We start from the raw sequence: 15928 nt of genomic DNA, 5'->3' as shown, positions 1-15928 counted from the left end.
TCCGTCATTGCGATCGAGCGAGCCGCTTCGACCGAGCCGCGCCCTCAATCGTCCCGATAGACCTTCTCCCGGCGCTCGTGACGTTCCTGGGCTTCGAGCGACAGAGTCGCGATCGGCCGGGCGTCGAGGCGGCGGAGCGAAATCGGCTCGCCGGTTTCCTCGCAGAAGCCGTAGGAGCCGTCCTCGATGCGGGCCAGGGCCGCGTCGATCTTGCCGGTGAGCTTGCGCTGGCGGTCGCGCGCCCGCAGCTCGATCGCCCGGTCGGTCTCCGACGAGGCGCGGTCGGCGAGATCGGGATGGTTCTCGTTCTCGCTCTGCAGCGCGACCAGCGTGTCCTGCGCCTCGCGCAGGATGTCGCTCTTCCAGCTCAGGAGCTTGCGCCGGAAGTACTCGCGCTGCCGGTCGTTCATGAAGGGCTCGTCGTCGGACGGGACGTAGCCGTCCTCCAGCGTTACCTTCGCCATGCGTCACCCTCGCTGGATCGTAACCGCCCACCAGGGGATGGCCGGTGCGCGGCGATAACGTAAGGTGCCGTATAGTCGAGGTGCTTAATCGCGACAACGCACAGCGTTGCAGGGCTTGGATCCTGTCTCGAATGCGTCGGTGCGTGCGACAAACAAGCCACGGTCTAGGCACGTTTCGCAAAAGCAGGGTGCGGCACCGCGCCAAAAAACCCTTATTCATCAACGGCCCAAGCCGGCGAACCGTGGATGCGCCGCCGGGCGGCCGCCGAGACCCTAGTCTTTCGCCTGTGTCCGCAACCGTACGATCCCGGCGGCGATCTCACCCGTCAGGGACTGGGCCAGCGGCAGCCGGTAATGAGTCTGGTCGAAGAACAGGTCGGGATTGGCTGCCTCCGGGCGCCCGGCGCGGCCGTCGATAACCGTATTCAGGGGGTGCACGGCGAGTGCAGACCGGACCTCGGCGCGGCACGCGGCCTCGGCCGCCCCCCGGGGGCTGCCCGCCGGCGGCTCGGCACGGGCGTAGACCGGCGGAAAGACCAGCACCACGGCGGTCTCGGCCGGAACCCGCGCCAGTTCGGCGCGCAACCGGTCGGCGACCGGGAACGGGCCGCCGTGATGCGGCTCGGGCTCGGGGCCGACCGTCCGTTCGAGGGCTGCCTTCTTGGCCGGGTCGCGGCCGAATCCCTGGCTGAGATAATTGGACTCGTAGTCCCACCAACCGTCGGACGCGGCCTGCTTGCGGCGCGGGTTGAGGAGCCAGCCGAGGCGGTTGATCGTCTCCTGCGCGGCGGTGAAGCGCAGCAGGCCCTGGAGATAGGTGGGCCCGTCGCCGAGCAGCCAGTACGGAAAGCCGTGCTCGCTCGGAAAGGTCGGATCGTCGGAACACCAGAACGCGTCGGCCGACAGCACGATGGCGTCGGGTTGGGCGTGGTGCTTCAGATACCAGCCGAGCAGCGCGAATTGCTCGGCCGGCCCGGTGGCCGGCACCGAGAGCTGGACGAACGGGATCCCGGTGAGCCGGGTCAGCGCCGCCGGCTCGATCAGCTGGATGTGCGAATTGCCGATCACCGCGCCGGAATAGGCCGGGTCGCGGCCCCGCAAGGCCGAGGCGGTGCGCGGCCCCTGCGGGCGGACGGCGCCGCGGGACAGCAGGGTCGAGCGGCCGGTGTCGTAGGGATCGACCACGACCGCGAGGCCGAGATAGGCCACGAACAACCCGGCCATTGCCAGCAACAGGGTGCGGGTGAACTCGCGCCAGGCCCGATCCTGTGGGGGTTGAACGAGCGCCATCCTCAAAACTGGAAGTAGATGAACTCGTAATTCGCATCGTCCCCGATCTTGAGGAGGACGACGACGAACAGGAGCGCGAAGCCGAAGGCCAGGAGACGCCGGGGCGGCAGGCGATGCACCGCCGCCCAGGCGGTCGGACCGATCGTGGCGATGAGGGCGGCCACCGCGATGGTGCGCCACTTGAAGCCCGAGCCGTGCGGCGCCAGCCCGAACAGGCCCTTGAAGATCGCGAGCGCCGCCTCGAAGCTGGTCGCCCGGAACAGCACCCAGGTCAGCATCACGAACAGACTGGTGAGCAGCCAGCCGAGGGGCGCCGGAACCGCAATCCGCGCCCGCCGTGCCAGCAATCCGGCGCCGAGGCCGAGCCCGTGCAGGGCGCCCCAGGCGAGAAACGTCAGCCCCGCCCCATGCCAGAGGCCGCCCAGCGTCATGGTGGTGGCGAGCGCTCCGACTTGCCGGGGCAGGCCGCGGCGGTTCCCACCCATCGGGATGTAGAGGTAGTCGCGCAGGAACCGCGACAGGGTCATGTGCCAGCGCCGCCAGAAATCGCGCAGCGAGGTAGCGCGATAGGGCGCGTCGAAATTCTGCGGCAGCACCAGCCCGAACAGCAGCGCGATGCCGAGCGCCATGTCGGTATAGCCGGAGAAGTCGAAATAGATCTGGAAGGTGAAGCCCAGGGTCGCCTGCCACGCCTCCGCGACGGTGATCACCTTGCCGGCGGCGGCCGCCTGGAACACCGGGTTCACGTAAGCCGCGAGCGGATCGCCCAGAAACACCTTCTTGGCGAGACCCACCGTGAGCAGCATCAGCCCGCGGGCGAAGCGCTCGGCGGCGTCCGGACGCGCGTAGGGCGCCTCGTCGAACTGGTGCATGATCTCGCTCCAGCGCACGAGCGGGCCGGCGAGAACCTGCGGGAAGAAGGCGATGTAGAGGGCATATTTGACTAGCCCGAAGGCCGGCGCACGGCCGGCCCGCAGGTCGGCCAGATACATGATGTGGTGGAAGGTGAAGAACGAGATGCCGAGCGGCAGGGCCAGCCCGAGCCGCGGCGCCTCGAGACCCGGGATCAGGTTGGCGAGGTCGGCGAAGAAGTCGAGGTACTTGAACAGCCCGAGCAGGGCGAGGTTGGCGGCGATCGCCCCCGGGATCAGCCACCGCCCGGGCCGCTGCCGATAGACGCGGGCGACGCACCAGTTCGCCAGGATCGAGCCGGCAAGCAGCGGCACGAACCGGACATCCCACCAGCCGTAGAACACGAAGGACAGGCCGACGAGCAGCGGCAGCCGCCAGGCCGGCGCCGCGCGCGCGACCAGCGCGTGCAGGATCAGCGCGGCCGGCAGGAAGGCGAGGAGGAAGACGAAGGAGTTGAACAGCATCGGGCGGGGCGGCGCGGAGGGGAAGGATGGGCCGCCGGTCTCTCCGGGCGCGAGGCGCCCGCCTTGTCGGGGATCGCGGCGGGCCCGTCAATCGCGGAGGCTCACCCCGCCCGCCGCCCCGCCTCGATGGTCAGGCCCAGCCCCACCGACCCGAACGTATCGCCCTCCACCACCCGGGCCGCGGGCAGCGCGGCGGTGAGCGCGGCGCGCAGGTGCGGCAAGCCCGTAGAGCCGCCGGTGAGGAACAGCGCGTCGATCCGCTCCGGTCCGAGCTCGGCCTGGGCGAGGCAGCGGGCGATCCGGGCGGCGACCGCCCGGGCGAGGTCGCCGGTCTGGGTCGAGAGGGTGTCGCGGCTCACCTCAGCCGCGAGGCCCGACTCGATCAGGCCGAGATCGAGATCCGTCGTTCCGGCTTCTGAAGCGGCGATCTTGGCGCCCTCCACGGCCCCGGCCAAGGCGTGGCCGCGCTCGCCCTCGACCGCGGCGCGCAGGCGCGCCACCAGGTCGGGCTTGGCGCAGTCGCGGATCACCTCGTCGATCTCGCGCAGGGTCTTGGCGTTGTAGAGACGGTTGATCGCCGACCAGGTCGCGAGGTCGTGGTAATAGGCGTTCGGCACCGCGAGGTCCCCGCGCCGCATGGGGGTGCCGAGGCCGAGCAGGGGCATCACCGTTCCGAGGCTCAACTGCCGGTCGAAATCGGTGCCGCCGATGCGCACGCCGTCATTGGCCAGGATGTCGCCGGCCCGGTCCGGACGGCCGCGCCGCTCGGGCGACAGGCGCACGATCGAGAAGTCCGAGGTGCCGCCGCCGATATCGGCGATCAGCGCGATCTCCTCCGACTGGACCTGTCGCTCGTAATCGAGGGCTGCCGCGATCGGCTCGTACTGGAACGAGACCTCCCGGAAGCCGACGTCGCGGGCGATGTCGCGCAGCGTATCCTCCGCCCGCCGGTCGGCCTCCGCGTCGCCGTCGACGAAATGCACCGGGCGGCCATGGACCACGGTGTCGAGGGATTGCCCACAGGCGGCCTCCGCGCGCGCCTTCACGGCCGAGAGGTAGCGGGCGATGATGTCGCGCAGGCGCAGACGCTCCCGGCCGACCGGGGTCGCCTCGTCCATCAGGGGTGTGCCGAGCACGGATTTCAGGCCGCGCATCAGCCTGCCGGCATGGCCGTCGACATAAGCGGCGGTGGCGGCCCGGCCGATCAGCGGCGCCTCGCCCGGCTCGAAGAAGATTGCACTGGGGATGGTCCGGTGCGCGCCCTCGAGCGGCAGCAGGGCCGGCCCCGCCGCCGCGAGGTGCCCCAGGGTGGTGTTCGACGTGCCGAAATCGAGGCCGCAGGCCGCCATCGTGGTGGGGATCCGGTTTGTTTCGAGGGAGGGCGGCCCCTACAGGGCGGCGGCGTCCGGGTCCAGCGCGGCCGCGGCATTGCAGCCGCGCAGGAAGCGTGGACAGCGCATCCGGAGCACGCACGGATCCGGTTTCGGCGTGGTATGGAGCGGCCATGCGTTCCGATATCGATCTCGGCCTGACCGGCGGGCAGCCGGCGCTGCTCGACCTCACCGAACTGCTGGCCACCCGGCTCCTGGTCCAGGGCAATTCGGGCTCCGGCAAGTCCCACCTGCTTCGGCGTCTGCTGGAGCAGAGCGCCGGGCTCGTGCAGCAGGCGGTGATCGACCCGGAGGGCGATTTCGCCAGCCTCGCCGACCGCTACGGCCACGTGGTCGTGGAGGCCGACGGCGACGATGTCGCCCTCCAGCGCATCGCCGCGCGGGTGCGCACGCACCGGGTCTCGGTGGTGCTGTCGCTGGAGAATCTCGATGCCGAGGGGCAGATGCGCGCCGCTGCGGCGTTCCTGGGCGGGTTGTTCGACGCCGACCGGGACCATTGGTACCCGATGCTGGTGGCGGTGGACGAGGCGCAGCTCTTCGCCCCCGCGGCGGCCGGCGAGGTCTCGGACGAGGCCCGCCGCCTCTCGCTCGGGGCCATGACCAACCTGATGTGCCGCGGCCGCAAGCGCGGGCTCGCCGGCGTGATCGCAACCCAGCGCCTCGCCAAGCTGGCCAAGAACGTCGCGGCCGAGGCCTCCAACTTCCTGATGGGCCGGACCTTCCTCGATATCGACATGGCCCGCGCCGCCGATCTTCTGGGATTGGAGCGCCGCCAGGCCGAGACGTTTCGCGACCTGCCGCGGGGCCACTTCGTGGCGCTCGGGCCGGCCCTGTCGCGGCGGCCTCTGACCATTGCGGTGGGTCCGACCCTGACGGTGAGCCGTTCCTCATCGCCAGTGCTGGTTCCCCTCCCGGATCCGACCAAGGATGCCCGGGCGCTGATCCTCACGGCAAGCCCGGCCGACAGCCTGGCGCCGCCGATGCCGCGCCCGAAGCCCCGCCCGGTGGCGGCCCCGGACGTGCTGGTCCAACTCGCCAGCTATCGCCCCCCGGCCCCTGTGGAGGAGCCCGAAGAGGAACCGATGGACCCGGAGGCCCGCGAAGCCGCGCTGGCCGAGGTCCTGGCCTCCGTGCTGGCCGATGCCGACGCCGCCGCCTGCACCCCCGCGACGCTCTACCAGGATTTCACCGTTCGCTGCCGCATCCGGCGCCTGCGCGGCGACGCGATGGGCCTGCCGGAATTCAAGCGCCGGCTTGCGGTCGCCCGGGCCGAGGCCGGCGGCACGGTCGCCGACAATTCCACCTGGGAGCGAGCGCAAGGAATCGCGGCCGGCCTGCCGGACGACCTCGCCGGCCTGTTCCTGGTGGTCGCCCGGGCGGCGATCGAGGGCGCCCCCTGCCCCACCGACGCGATGCTGGCGGACGCCTACGGCACCAGCTCGGGCGGCCGCGCCCGGCGGATGCTGGCCTATCTCGAGGAGCGCGGCGCGATTGTCACCCGCAAGGACCTGCGCGGCGCGCCGATCATCGCGGTGCCCGATCTCGGGGTCGAGACCGGCCCGGGCGAGCCACAGATGCTGCCCACCGGGCCGAAGCGGCGGGCGGGGTAGCGATCGTCAAGCGATCCGTGCTTGCGAGCGTAGCGAAGCAAGGACGGCGGGGCATTTATTCGCTGCGCCGGCCTTCGAGCTTGGCCAGTTCCACCGCCGCGCGCAGCTCGATTTCGGCCATGAGCCCGTCGAGCCGGGGATCCCCCGATGACGCCGAGCGCTCGGCCAGGCGGCCGGCGATGGCGCGCAGGTCCTGCGGGGCGACGCGGCCGCCGAGGAGCGCGGCTTTCAGCCGGTCGAGGCCGTCGAGCAGGTCGTGGCCGCGCTTGGCCGTGCGGCGGCGGCGCTCGTGCGGGGTCTCGGTCTCGCCCTGAAGCAGCAGCACCGCGTCGAGCCCGGCCAGGGTCGCCGCCGCGGCCGGTGCGCCGGTGCCCGAGGCGGAAGTGGGCGCCGCGTCCAGGCTGAAGCCGCGACCGCCCTCGACCCGGGCCTTGGCCGCGACGCCACCGGCATTCTGGATCGGCTGGCGAGTCTCGACGCGCATGATGCTGTTCGTGTCGCTCCGGGCGCCCCTGCGCTCCCCGGACACTCGCGCCGGCAGGGTTAAGCACCGGTAAACAGGCCGGCAGAAGCTGCCGGGTCGGCAGGTTCGGTGCCGGTCGATCGTAATCGGCGTCCGCATACCGGCCGCATAATGATATTGTCTCTCAGAGACTTAACCAAAAAAGCCGGCTGGCACGGGGCTGGCAGGAGAGGGGCAGGTCCGTTCACCCTCGAAAAACCCGGCATGCGCCCGAGCCACCCCTTCAGTCTCCTCGGATCGGCCCTCGCGCTGGTCGTCGGCGCGCTGCTGCTGGCGACGGCCTGCGGCCCGGCGCTGGCCCTATCGCGGGTGAAGGACCTCGCCTCCATCGAGGGCGTCCGCCAGAACCAGCTCGTCGGCTACGGTATCGTGGTCGGCCTCAACGGCACCGGCGACACGCTCAACAACATCCCGTTCACCAAGCAGTCGCTGCAGGCGATGCTGGAGCGGCTGGGCGTCAACACGCGGGGCGCCACAATGCGCACCCAGAACCTCGCCGCCGTGATGGTGACGGCGAGCCTCCCGCCGTTCGCCGCGCAGGGCACCCGCATCGACGTGACCGTCTCGTCGCTCGGCGATGCCAAGTCCCTCCAGGGCGGCACGCTGCTGGTGACGCCGCTGCTCGGCGCCGACGGCGAGGTCTATGCCCTGGCGCAGGGCTCGGTGGCGATCGCCGGGTTCTCCGCCGAGGGCGACGCCGCCAAGATCACCCGGGGCGTGCCGACCAACGGCCGCATCTCCAACGGCGCCAATATCGAGCGCGAGATCGCGTTCAAGCTGAACGACGCGCATGCTTTGCGCCTGTCCCTGCGCAACCCCGACTTCACCACCTCCAAGCGGGTCGCGGCAGCAATCAACGACTTCATGGGCGCCGACACGGCCGAGCCGACCGATCCGGCGACCGTCACGATCCAGATCCCGGCTAAGTACAACGGCAACATGATCCGCCTGATCACCGAGGTGGAACAGTTGAAGGTCGAGCCGGACCAGACCGCCCGGGTGGTGGTCGACGAGCGCTCCGGCATCATCGTGATGGGCCGCGACGTGCGCGTCTCCACGGTGGCGATCGCCCAGGGCAACCTCACGGTCACGATCAGCGAGCAGCCGCAGGTCAGCCAGCCGGCGCCCCTGTCGAACGGACGCACCACCGTGGTGCCGCGCACCAGCGTGAAGGTCGATACCGGCGACGGCAACAAGCTGGCCCTGGTCAAGGAGGGCGTGAGCCTGCGCGAGCTGGTCGACGGGCTCAATGCCCTGGGCGTCGGCCCCCGCGACCTGATCTCGATCCTCCAGGCGATCAAGACCGCCGGGGCGCTCCAGGCCGATATCGAACTGATGTGATTGTCGCGTGCATCGTCCCGAAAGGCGGTTGCCGGCTTTCGGGACGATGCCCCAGGAAGGACAGGAGGGCCAAATCATGCTGCCACTCGCCACCATCGCGGCCAATGCCGCCGCCAGCGTCGGGAACGCCATCGCGGGCAGCGTGTCCGAGGGCATCCTCAAGACCGCCAACACGGCCAAGGCGCACAAGACCGCCACCGAGTTCGAGTCGATGTTCCTGGAGAACAGCCTCGACCGGATGACCCAGTCGGACGGGACCGAAGGCCCGCTCGGCGAGAACGGCACCGGCGGCGGCGTCTACCGCTCGATGCTGACCAAGGAATACGCGGGACAGATCGTGAAGAGCGGCGGTGTCGGCATCGCCGATTCGGTGTTCCGTGAGATCATGAAGATGCAGGGCGCGACCATCAATGGAGCCGGCAATGCAAAGGGCTGAGCCGCTGCGCGTCGGCGACCGGATCACTGCGGAGGCGCTGGTCGGGGGCGTGCTGGCCAACATGGCCGCGCTCGAGGCGGTGCTGGCCGAGGAAGCCGCCCATGTCCGGGCCGGGCGTCTGCGCGAGGGCCTGGCCGCGGCCGAGCCCAAGGCCGCCCTGGCGGCCGCCTACATGCAGGGCCTCGAAGTCGCCAAGGCGAATGCCGTGGCGCTGAAGCGCTTCAACCCGGACGGCGTCGAGACCCTGCGGGCCGCCCATCGCCGCTTCACCGTCGCCGTGGAGGCGAACCAATCGGTCCTCGACAGCGCGAAATCCGTCTCGGAGGGGCTGATCAAATCGCTGGCGGAGGAGATCGGCCGGGCGCAGATGCCGTCGGGTTATGGTCGGCAGGCCCCGGCCCCCTCCCCATACGGCCGCGGCGTGCGCAGCGGGCCGCTGGTGCTGTCACGGAATCTTTGACGGCCGCGTCAGCGCCGGCCGTTGCCGATCCGCACGAAGGTCCGCACCTCGCCGAGATCCGTATCCGCGCGGTTGTCGATCGCGAGGCGCCCGGTGACGGCGGGCGTGCCCGATGCGCCGATCCCATGGCCGGTCCGCAAATCCGCGCCCGCGGCGACGCGGCCGGAGACACGGATACAGCTCGCACTGCCCGGCAGGCGCACGAAGCCGGGGCCATTCGACGGGCACGGCATCACGGACGGCGTGATCTGAGCTTTTTCGAGGTCTCGGGCCTCGGCAGGGCCAAGACCAAGGGCCGCGGTCGCGAGAACCAGGGCGGTCAGCGGCAGATGCAGCATCTCAGGCGGCCCGCCGCGAGAGGTCCCGGTACGGCAGATCGATGTAGTGCTCGACTTCGCCGATGACGCCGTCGAGGTCGGGCTCCAGACACTGCAGCCGCGCGAGGTCGCGCAGCAGGATATCGAGGGCGATGGCGCGGTCGTCGGGCTGGCCATGATTGTCGAGAGAGGCGTCGATCGCCGGCTCGGCCATCACGATCGCGCCGATCTGCGCCGCGGAGCCGAGGCGGCGGACCGCGCGGACGGGTTCGGACAGCGCCATGCGGACCTCTCCTCGATCGGGCGATCGCGCCGAACGCCACCCGCGCTTCACTGCGGGAAAGCGGCGAGACTATGGTCGCGGTGCAGGAAGAGGGACGTTTGCCCTACGGAGAGGCGTCAGCTGATGTAATTGACCAGCGAGAGCTTCGAGAGCGAGGCCGTGACCGAGTAGCTGGCCTGGAGCCGGTTCTGGACGTCGAGCAGCTTGGCGACGACTTCTTCGGTCGGTGCCTGTTCGATTCCGTCGAGGGTATTCTGGACCGTGGTCTGGGTGGCGGTGTTGGTCGTGGCGGCATTCGAGAGCCGCGTCGAGGCGACGCTCAGCTGCGTGACGGTGTCCTGGACGCTGGGATTGGTCTGGTCGGCTGACGACAGCAGCGTCCCGGCCTTGTCGACCACCGTCTGGTAGGTCGCGCTGGTGTTGGCGTCGCTCGTCGTCGGCAGCGCGAACGCCATGGTCGCCAGGCCGGCGAGCACGTTCTGGATCGTCGGGTCGTTGGCGCGCGCGCCGGTGCCGACCTTGCCCGTAGCGCTGACCTGGACCGATTGCGTGTCGAGCGCGGAGGTCGGCACGGCCTTGGTTGGATCCGCCGGCGTCGTGTAGGTGTTCTCGCCCTGGTACCAGAGCACCGTGTTGGTCGCTGTCGCGGGCGTGTAGCCGACCGGGTTCTTGTTCGCATCGTAGGTAATGCGCTGGGGCATGATGCCGGTCCCGTTCGGGCCGCCCTTCGCCGAGCCGGTAAAGAAGTCCTGTGTGACAGAAGCGGTGGCGTTCACCGCCAGGGTGCTGGTGGCCGCGCCCTTGAGGGCGTTGGTCAGCGTCGCGGACAAGTTCTTCATCGTATCGGTGACGCTCGCCCCAATGGCGAAGTTGGTGGTCGAGGTCGAATCCGCGCTGGTGGCCGCGGTCAGCGTCACGGTCGTCGAGGTGCCGTCCGGCATCTTCAGCGCGAAGCTGACGCTGTCGCCGGCGGCGGGCTGGGCCGACAGGCCCACGTTGAGCGAGGCCGGGCCGGTGCCGGTGACGGAGGCGTTGAGCGCCGTTCCGGTGGTGGTCGGAGTGCCGGTCAGGGTGAAGCCGAACTTGCCGCGGGTCGCGGAGTTGGTCTCGTCGGTCACCTGGACGGAGGTAGCGCTGGGCGAGCTCTGCGTCAGCCGGCCGTTGCCGCCCGAGCCCAGCTCCGCGGTGACACGCTCGTTGATGAGTGAGGTGAGGCCGGCAAGCTTGTTGCCCTGGCTGTCGGTCGTGCCGTTGAGGATCGTGTCGGAATCGAGCACCGGCTGGGTCGTGGCGTCGCGGCCGCCGAACAGGTAGCTGCCCGCCGCCGACTGGTTGAGCGTGTCGAGGGTCGTCTGCAGGTTGGCGAGCGCGATCGAGCGGCCCGCGGTGGTGTTGGCCGCCACGCTCTGCAGGCCGTTGTTCAGGGCGGTGCGGGCGTCGGTGCCCAGCTTTGCGACCTGGGTCAGGCTGGTGACCGCGAGGTCGGTCCGGGTCTGGGCGGCGGTGATGCCGGCGCCGTAGCCGTCGAGCGCACTCAAGGTCGCCTGGGCGGCGAGCGCCGTGGAGCGCCCGGTGCCGAGGCCGCCATAGGTCTGCGAGACCTTGCCGCTGGAGAGCTGGTTCGACAGGTCGTTCAGCTGATTCTTCAGCGTGAGCAGCTGCGAGGTGTTCCGGTTGGCGACGTAGGAACCGGCCGCGAAGGGTGAGATCGTCGTCATGGTCAGATCTGCAGCAGCTGGTTGAGCATGTCGCGGGCGGCGGTCAGCACCCGGGCATTGGCGCCGTAAGCCGTCTGCAGGGCGATCAGGTTCGACATTTCCTGGTCGATATTGACCCCCGCTCCCGCGGAGAACCGGCTCTGCGCGGTCGAGAGCGCGGTCTGCTGGGTATCGTTGAGCGATGACGCGTTCGAGGCTGCGGCCCCCTGCGAGGCGATCACGTCCTGGGCGAAACCGACGACGCTCGCCTGGTAGGGCGCCGAGACGCCGCCGATTCCGCTCGACGACGAGAACGTCTGCTGGGTCGAGGTCAGGGCCGCGAAGATCGCCTGCGCCCGACCGCCCGAGGCGCTCGTATCCGTGGCGCTCGATGCGGTCAGCGCCGAGGTGTTGCCGGAGACCGCCGGATTGACCGCGATCCGCTGCGCGAAGCCGGTGAGCTGTGAGCCGCTGTCGAGTGAGCCGGTGAACAGCTGGGTGACGGGCGGCGGCGCAGCGGAGACATCGGTGAACAGAGCGATCTGCGGGTAGCCCGTGGTCAGATCGCTCGGCGATGTCGGCAGGGTGATGTTGGCGCTGGCGCCCGAAACCTTGTCGGTGCTGGCAGGCGCCGGCCCGATCGTGACCGACGCCCCGGTGCCGGTGGCCGTGAGGTTCGGGACATTTTTGATGCCGGCCGCCGTCGCCCGGGTGTTGAGCGCCGCCAGGGCGGTCGCAATCGCGCTGGCGTAGGTCGAGGGACCGCCGGAGATGTCAAAGGTCTGCGCGAGCCCGCTGGCATCGTCGGTCTGGCTCGGATCGACCCCGGTGGTCGCCTTGTTCGAGGCGATCAGCGTGACGTTGCGGACCGAGCCGTCCGCGGCCGTGACCGGGATCGTGAGGCTGTTGCCGGCCTGGATGCCCGTGAGGTCGATCGCCGCCGACGAACCGGTCACCGTGCCGGTCACGGACTTGTCGGTGAGCGCGCTGGCGAGCCCGCCTGCAAGGTCGTCGAGCTGACGCTGGGCCTGAGGCAGGGTCTGGTCGCGCAATTCGATCCCGGCGGCGAGGCTCCCCGACCGGATGGCACCGGGGGCCCCGAGATCGATCTTGCCGCCGCCCGGCAGCGTCGCCGTGATGGTGCCGACCGTCCGTTTCGTCGGGTCCGTCGAGTAGCTCGAATTGGCGCTCAGCGTCCCGTGCCCGTCGAAACTCAGCGTCGCGGCATTGCCGCGATCGACCAGGGTCACGCCCGACTGGGTCAGCACCGAGACGGTGCCGTCGCGCTGCGGGACGGTCTGGACGTCCATGTAGTTCGAGAGCGTGTTGATCACCTGGTCGCGCTGGTCCTGGAGATCGGCCAGGGACGAGGCGTCGGTGGTGTTCTGGATCTTGGCGTTCAGGCTCGCGACGTTGGACAGCAGGGTGCTGGCCGATTGCGTGTCGGTGCCGAGCTGCGCCTCGACCCCGGTGCGCAGGTTCTGCACCGAGGCGGCTGCGCCGTTGATCTGGCTGGCCAGCGACGAGGCGTTGCTCAGCACCGTGGTGCGGGCGGCCGCCGAGGTCGGGTTGGCGGACAGCTCCTGCAGCGATTCGGTGAAGGTGTTCAGCGTGCCGTCGAGCGACGCCGAGCTGCCGGGCGTCCCGTACAGCGTGTCGAGCTGGGACGCGATGCCGGCCTTCGTGCTGGTATAGGCGGCCCCCGAGGTCTCGAGCCGCAGCTGCTTCAGCGCGGCGGCATCGAAGCTGCGGGTGATCGTCCCGGTGGCGACACCGGAATTGTTGGTCCCGGTGGCGACCGTCGAGAGCGTCCGCTTGACGTAGCCGGCCGTGCCCGCATTGGCGACGTTCTGCGAGACGAGGTTGATCGCCGCCTGCGTGGCCGCAAGCCCGGCGGTCGCGGTGGAAAGCGCGTTCAGCGACATCTCACGGCCTCCGCGGTTCGGATCGCGCCCTCACTCAGCGGATCACGTTGAGCAGGTCGGACATCATCGTCTGGGCCGTCGACATGACCCGTGTATTCGCAGAGTAGGCCTGCTGGGTTACGATCATCTTAGAGAACTCGGTGGCAATGTCGGTATTCGACTGCTCCGTGCTGGCGCCCGTGATCGTGCTGCCGTTCAGCCCGACGAGGGCCGGCCCGGAATCGGCGGTCTGGAGGTAGTTGCCGTTCGAATCGGCCTTCAGCCCGTCGGGATTGGCGAACTGGGCGATCCCGACGGTGGCGAGCCCCAGCACCGAACCGTTCGAGAACGTGCCGTTGATCTTGCCGTCCTCGCCAATCGCGACGCTGGTCAGCGTACCGGCGCTGTTGCCGTTCTGGCTCAGCGTGTTCGTGGTCACGGCACCGGACGTGTCGGCATATTGGGTCAGGCCGGCGGTGCCGACATTCATGGTCATGTTCGAGAAGGTGTAGTCGCCCACCGTCACGTTGCCGAGCGAGACCGGGCTCGTAGCGGGCGACGTGAGCTTGCCGGTCGAGTCGAAGGTGAACGCGGTCCCGACATTCTGCCAGGCCGTGGAATTCGCCGAAGCCGAGGGATTGGAGGCGTAATAGAGATTCCAGACGGCCGGCTGCGACGGCGTCGTGGTGGCATCCTGCACCTTCGCCCAGCGCGTGCTCAAGGTGACCGGCGCGCCGGTCTGCGTGTAGGCTGTGAGGGACGGTCCCGCGACGCTGTTGTTCACGAAGGTCCCGGCCCCCGTCGAGGGCACCGAGACGCCGGTCTGGCCGGTCCCGCTCAGGACCACGGCCGCCGGAAGCTGGTTGTAGACGTCGGAGCCCGACGTGGTCGACGCGGTGGTGGCCGGCGTCGCCGGAAGGTTGGCCGCATAGGTGATCGAGGTCGTGGGCTGGGCCGGAAGCGATGTGTTCCCGATCTTGAGCAGCCCGGTGCTGGTCGCCTGGCCGGTGACCGGGTCGAGATTCGTGCCGGTCAGGTAGCCGCCGGCGCCGTTGACCAGGTAGCCGTCCTTGTCTTGCGAAAAGTCGCCCCGGCGGGTGTAGACGTTCGTGCCGCTGAAAGTCGCGGCGCCGTTCGAATCGCCGGTCTTCTGCACAACCGTGAAGAAGCCGGTGCCGTTGATCGCCATGTTGGTCGGGACGCTCGACGCCACGACGTTGCCGGCGATCGTGTTGGTGAGCTGCGACTGGGCCAGGACCGAGCCGGAAACCTCGCGCTTCGGCGTGGTCTCGGACATCATGTCGACGAAGCTGGTGTCGATCCGCTTGAATCCGGTCGTCTGCGAGTTCGCGATGTTCCCGGAGATGTTGCTGATGGCGTAGGACTGCGCCTGCAGTCCGGAGACCGAGGTCTGCAGGGCGGTAAAAAGATCCATGGCATGCGATCCCGATACGCGCCGCAATGGCCCGCAGGATCCAGCGAGCGCAACCGTCGTGCCAGAGCTAAGTCTTTGCCGGATAAGGCTTGGAGCGCAGTGGGCTCGGCAACGCTGACCGGCCGGAGATGCCGACCCGGCAATTTCTGCCGGACCGGAAACCACGCCGATGTGAACGGGTGGGGTCTGTGCGTTTACGGGGCGTTATCCGGCTCGCGCGAGGATGGCAGGCGGACTAAGCTGGGCTGGGCGCGTCCTGCCCGAACACGCTGAAGCGGAACGGATTGCGGATCTCGAGGTCATGCGGGCGAAACGGACGAGCCTCGTCCACATCATCTACTTCTCGCGCCTCAATCTGTCGTCGGACCCCGCGAAGCGGTCGGAGCAGATCGCCGAGATCGGCCGGGTCGCACAGAAGAAGAACGAGTTCTCGGTGATCACGAGCTTCCTGATCATCGAGGGCAACTTCGCCTGCCAGGTGATCGAGGGCGAGCGCTCGTCGGTGCACGAGACCTTCGACCGGGTCAGCGCCGACCAGCGCCACCGCGACGTCCAGATCAACGAGTGGCGGGAGATCGCCAAGCGCGAATTCGTCCACTCCTTCAAGAGCGCCCAGCGCAGTGCGGCGAATGACGGCCTGTTCGCCAAGGCCAACCTTCTGCCGATGCTCCAGCGCGGGACTCCGAAGGCGACGGCGATCCACGGGCTCTGCCTGGCGCTCCAGAACGACGCGATGTCCCGCCAGGGCATCGATCACCTCTTCATCTGAGCGCAACGATGCCCGAGAGCGATACGCCCCCGATCCTCATCGTCGACGACCAGGAGAAGCTCCTGCGTCTCGAGGTGATGCTGATGACCCGGATCGGCTTCCCCGACGTCGAGGGGGTCACCACGGCCGCCGAGGCCCTGGAGCGGCTGCGCACGCGCCGCTACGCCCTGGTGATCTCCGACCTGACCATGGAGCCGATGGACGGGCTGAGCCTGCTGCGCGAGATCCGCGCCGACGACGCGCTGATGAACACGCCGTTCATGCTGACCGAATCGTCCTTCGACTTCGAGGACATCAACCTCGCCCACCAGGCCGGGGCGGACGCCTTCATCCTCAAGCCGTTCGACATGGCGGTGCTGAAAAGCAAGCTGAAGCAGGTGCTCAACCGCAAGCCGCGCAAGCGCGACGCCCCGATCGCGGCGGAATCGACGCTGACGGCGGATTTCCCGATGCTGGGGAAGTTTTGAGGAGCGCGGCGTCTCCAACCCAGATCCCCTCATCCTTGTAAGTCAGTCGGCGTCCGATCTGGTAAGGTCGGATCCGCGGCGACGGGCAGGACCCCGGCTCATCCTGGGGCACTGAAGCCCGCACCTCAGCTTGGGAGCCTGCCCGTTCCTTCCACGACCCCGGAC

At 69.3% G+C, this 15928-nt stretch carries 16 protein-coding genes; 6 read left to right on the top strand and 10 right to left on the bottom strand.

Features of this window, described 5'->3' with window-relative positions; translation table 11 throughout:
* Positions 1-44: 44 nt before the first annotated feature.
* From dksA to MKL09_RS21510, 4 genes are all read right to left on the bottom strand, one after another.
* A complete protein-coding gene (gene dksA / locus MKL09_RS21525; RefSeq protein ID WP_244023536.1) occupies positions 45-464 on the bottom strand; it encodes an RNA polymerase-binding protein DksA in 420 nt (139 codons plus the stop codon).
* 273 nt (positions 465-737) lie between these two features.
* Entirely contained in the window at positions 738-1754 is a 1017-nt protein-coding gene (locus MKL09_RS21520; protein WP_244023534.1) for a hypothetical protein, read from the bottom strand.
* A gap of 2 nt (positions 1755-1756) precedes the next feature.
* Positions 1757-3130: an MBOAT family O-acyltransferase gene (locus tag MKL09_RS21515; RefSeq protein WP_244023532.1), complete on the bottom strand. Its 1374-nt coding sequence runs from the start codon at positions 3128-3130 to the stop codon at positions 1757-1759.
* A gap of 101 nt (positions 3131-3231) precedes the next feature.
* A complete protein-coding gene (locus MKL09_RS21510; RefSeq protein WP_244023531.1) occupies positions 3232-4479 on the bottom strand; it encodes an Hsp70 family protein in 1248 nt (415 codons plus the stop codon).
* A gap of 155 nt (positions 4480-4634) precedes the next feature.
* On the opposite strand from MKL09_RS21510, the gene MKL09_RS21505 reads away from it, so the two are divergent.
* On the top strand, positions 4635-6131 hold the full coding sequence (locus tag MKL09_RS21505) for an ATP-binding protein (protein ID WP_244023529.1): 1497 nt from the start codon (positions 4635-4637) through the stop codon (positions 6129-6131).
* Between the two features lie 55 nt (positions 6132-6186).
* On the opposite strand, the gene MKL09_RS21500 is transcribed toward MKL09_RS21505, so the two are convergent.
* The gene (locus MKL09_RS21500; protein ID WP_244023527.1) at positions 6187-6615 is read right to left on the bottom strand and encodes a flagellar assembly protein FliX; all 429 of its coding nucleotides are present in this window, start codon (positions 6613-6615) and stop codon (positions 6187-6189) included.
* Between the two features lie 243 nt (positions 6616-6858).
* Between MKL09_RS21500 and MKL09_RS21495 the strand changes: the two genes are divergently transcribed.
* From MKL09_RS21495 to MKL09_RS21485, 3 genes are all read left to right on the top strand, one after another.
* On the top strand, positions 6859-7995 hold the full coding sequence (locus MKL09_RS21495) for a flagellar basal body P-ring protein FlgI (protein WP_244023525.1): 1137 nt from the start codon (positions 6859-6861) through the stop codon (positions 7993-7995).
* A gap of 76 nt (positions 7996-8071) precedes the next feature.
* Positions 8072-8431, top strand: coding sequence for a rod-binding protein (locus tag MKL09_RS21490; protein ID WP_244023523.1), 360 nt, complete (start codon positions 8072-8074; stop codon positions 8429-8431).
* Positions 8418-8891 (top strand): hypothetical protein, encoded by a 474-nt coding sequence (locus MKL09_RS21485; RefSeq protein WP_244023521.1) that lies wholly within the window; start codon positions 8418-8420, stop codon positions 8889-8891. Before MKL09_RS21490 ends, MKL09_RS21485 begins: the two co-directional genes overlap by 14 nt.
* 8 nt (positions 8892-8899) lie before the next feature.
* Here MKL09_RS21485 and MKL09_RS21480 read toward each other — a convergent pair whose 3' ends face one another.
* The 5 genes from MKL09_RS21480 to MKL09_RS21460 all read right to left on the bottom strand — a co-directional run bounded on the left by MKL09_RS21480 (position 8900) and on the right by MKL09_RS21460 (position 14527).
* Positions 8900-9229: a porin gene (locus tag MKL09_RS21480; RefSeq protein ID WP_244023519.1), complete on the bottom strand. Its 330-nt coding sequence runs from the start codon at positions 9227-9229 to the stop codon at positions 8900-8902.
* A gap of 1 nt (position 9230) precedes the next feature.
* Positions 9231-9491 carry a hypothetical protein gene (locus MKL09_RS21475; protein WP_244023517.1) on the bottom strand — a complete coding sequence of 87 codons (261 nt, stop codon included), beginning with the start codon at positions 9489-9491 and terminating at the stop codon, positions 9231-9233.
* Between the two features lie 116 nt (positions 9492-9607).
* Complete coding sequence (locus MKL09_RS21470; RefSeq protein WP_244023515.1) at positions 9608-11209, bottom strand: flagellin; 1602 nt, start codon at positions 11207-11209, stop codon at positions 9608-9610.
* Positions 11210-11211: 2 nt separating this feature from the next.
* A complete protein-coding gene (gene flgK / locus MKL09_RS21465) occupies positions 11212-13113 on the bottom strand; it encodes a flagellar hook-associated protein FlgK (protein ID WP_244023513.1) in 1902 nt (633 codons plus the stop codon).
* Positions 13114-13147: 34 nt separating this feature from the next.
* Entirely contained in the window at positions 13148-14527 is a 1380-nt protein-coding gene (locus MKL09_RS21460) for a flagellar hook protein FlgE (RefSeq protein WP_244023511.1), read from the bottom strand.
* Between the two features lie 301 nt (positions 14528-14828).
* On the opposite strand from MKL09_RS21460, the gene MKL09_RS21455 reads away from it, so the two are divergent.
* Both MKL09_RS21455 and MKL09_RS21450 read left to right on the top strand, forming a co-directional pair.
* On the top strand, positions 14829-15296 hold the full coding sequence (locus MKL09_RS21455) for a BLUF domain-containing protein (RefSeq protein ID WP_244023509.1): 468 nt from the start codon (positions 14829-14831) through the stop codon (positions 15294-15296).
* Positions 15297-15304: 8 nt separating this feature from the next.
* Positions 15305-15763, top strand: coding sequence for a response regulator (locus MKL09_RS21450; protein WP_244023507.1), 459 nt, complete (start codon positions 15305-15307; stop codon positions 15761-15763).
* Positions 15764-15928 lie beyond the last annotated feature (165 nt).

This window comes from Methylobacterium sp. J-048 (assembly GCF_022829515.1).
In the GTDB taxonomy this organism is placed as follows: Bacteria; Pseudomonadota; Alphaproteobacteria; order Rhizobiales; family Beijerinckiaceae; genus Methylobacterium.
The sequence above is the reverse complement of the archived record's forward strand: the minus strand, read 5'-3'. Positions and strand labels throughout refer to the sequence as shown.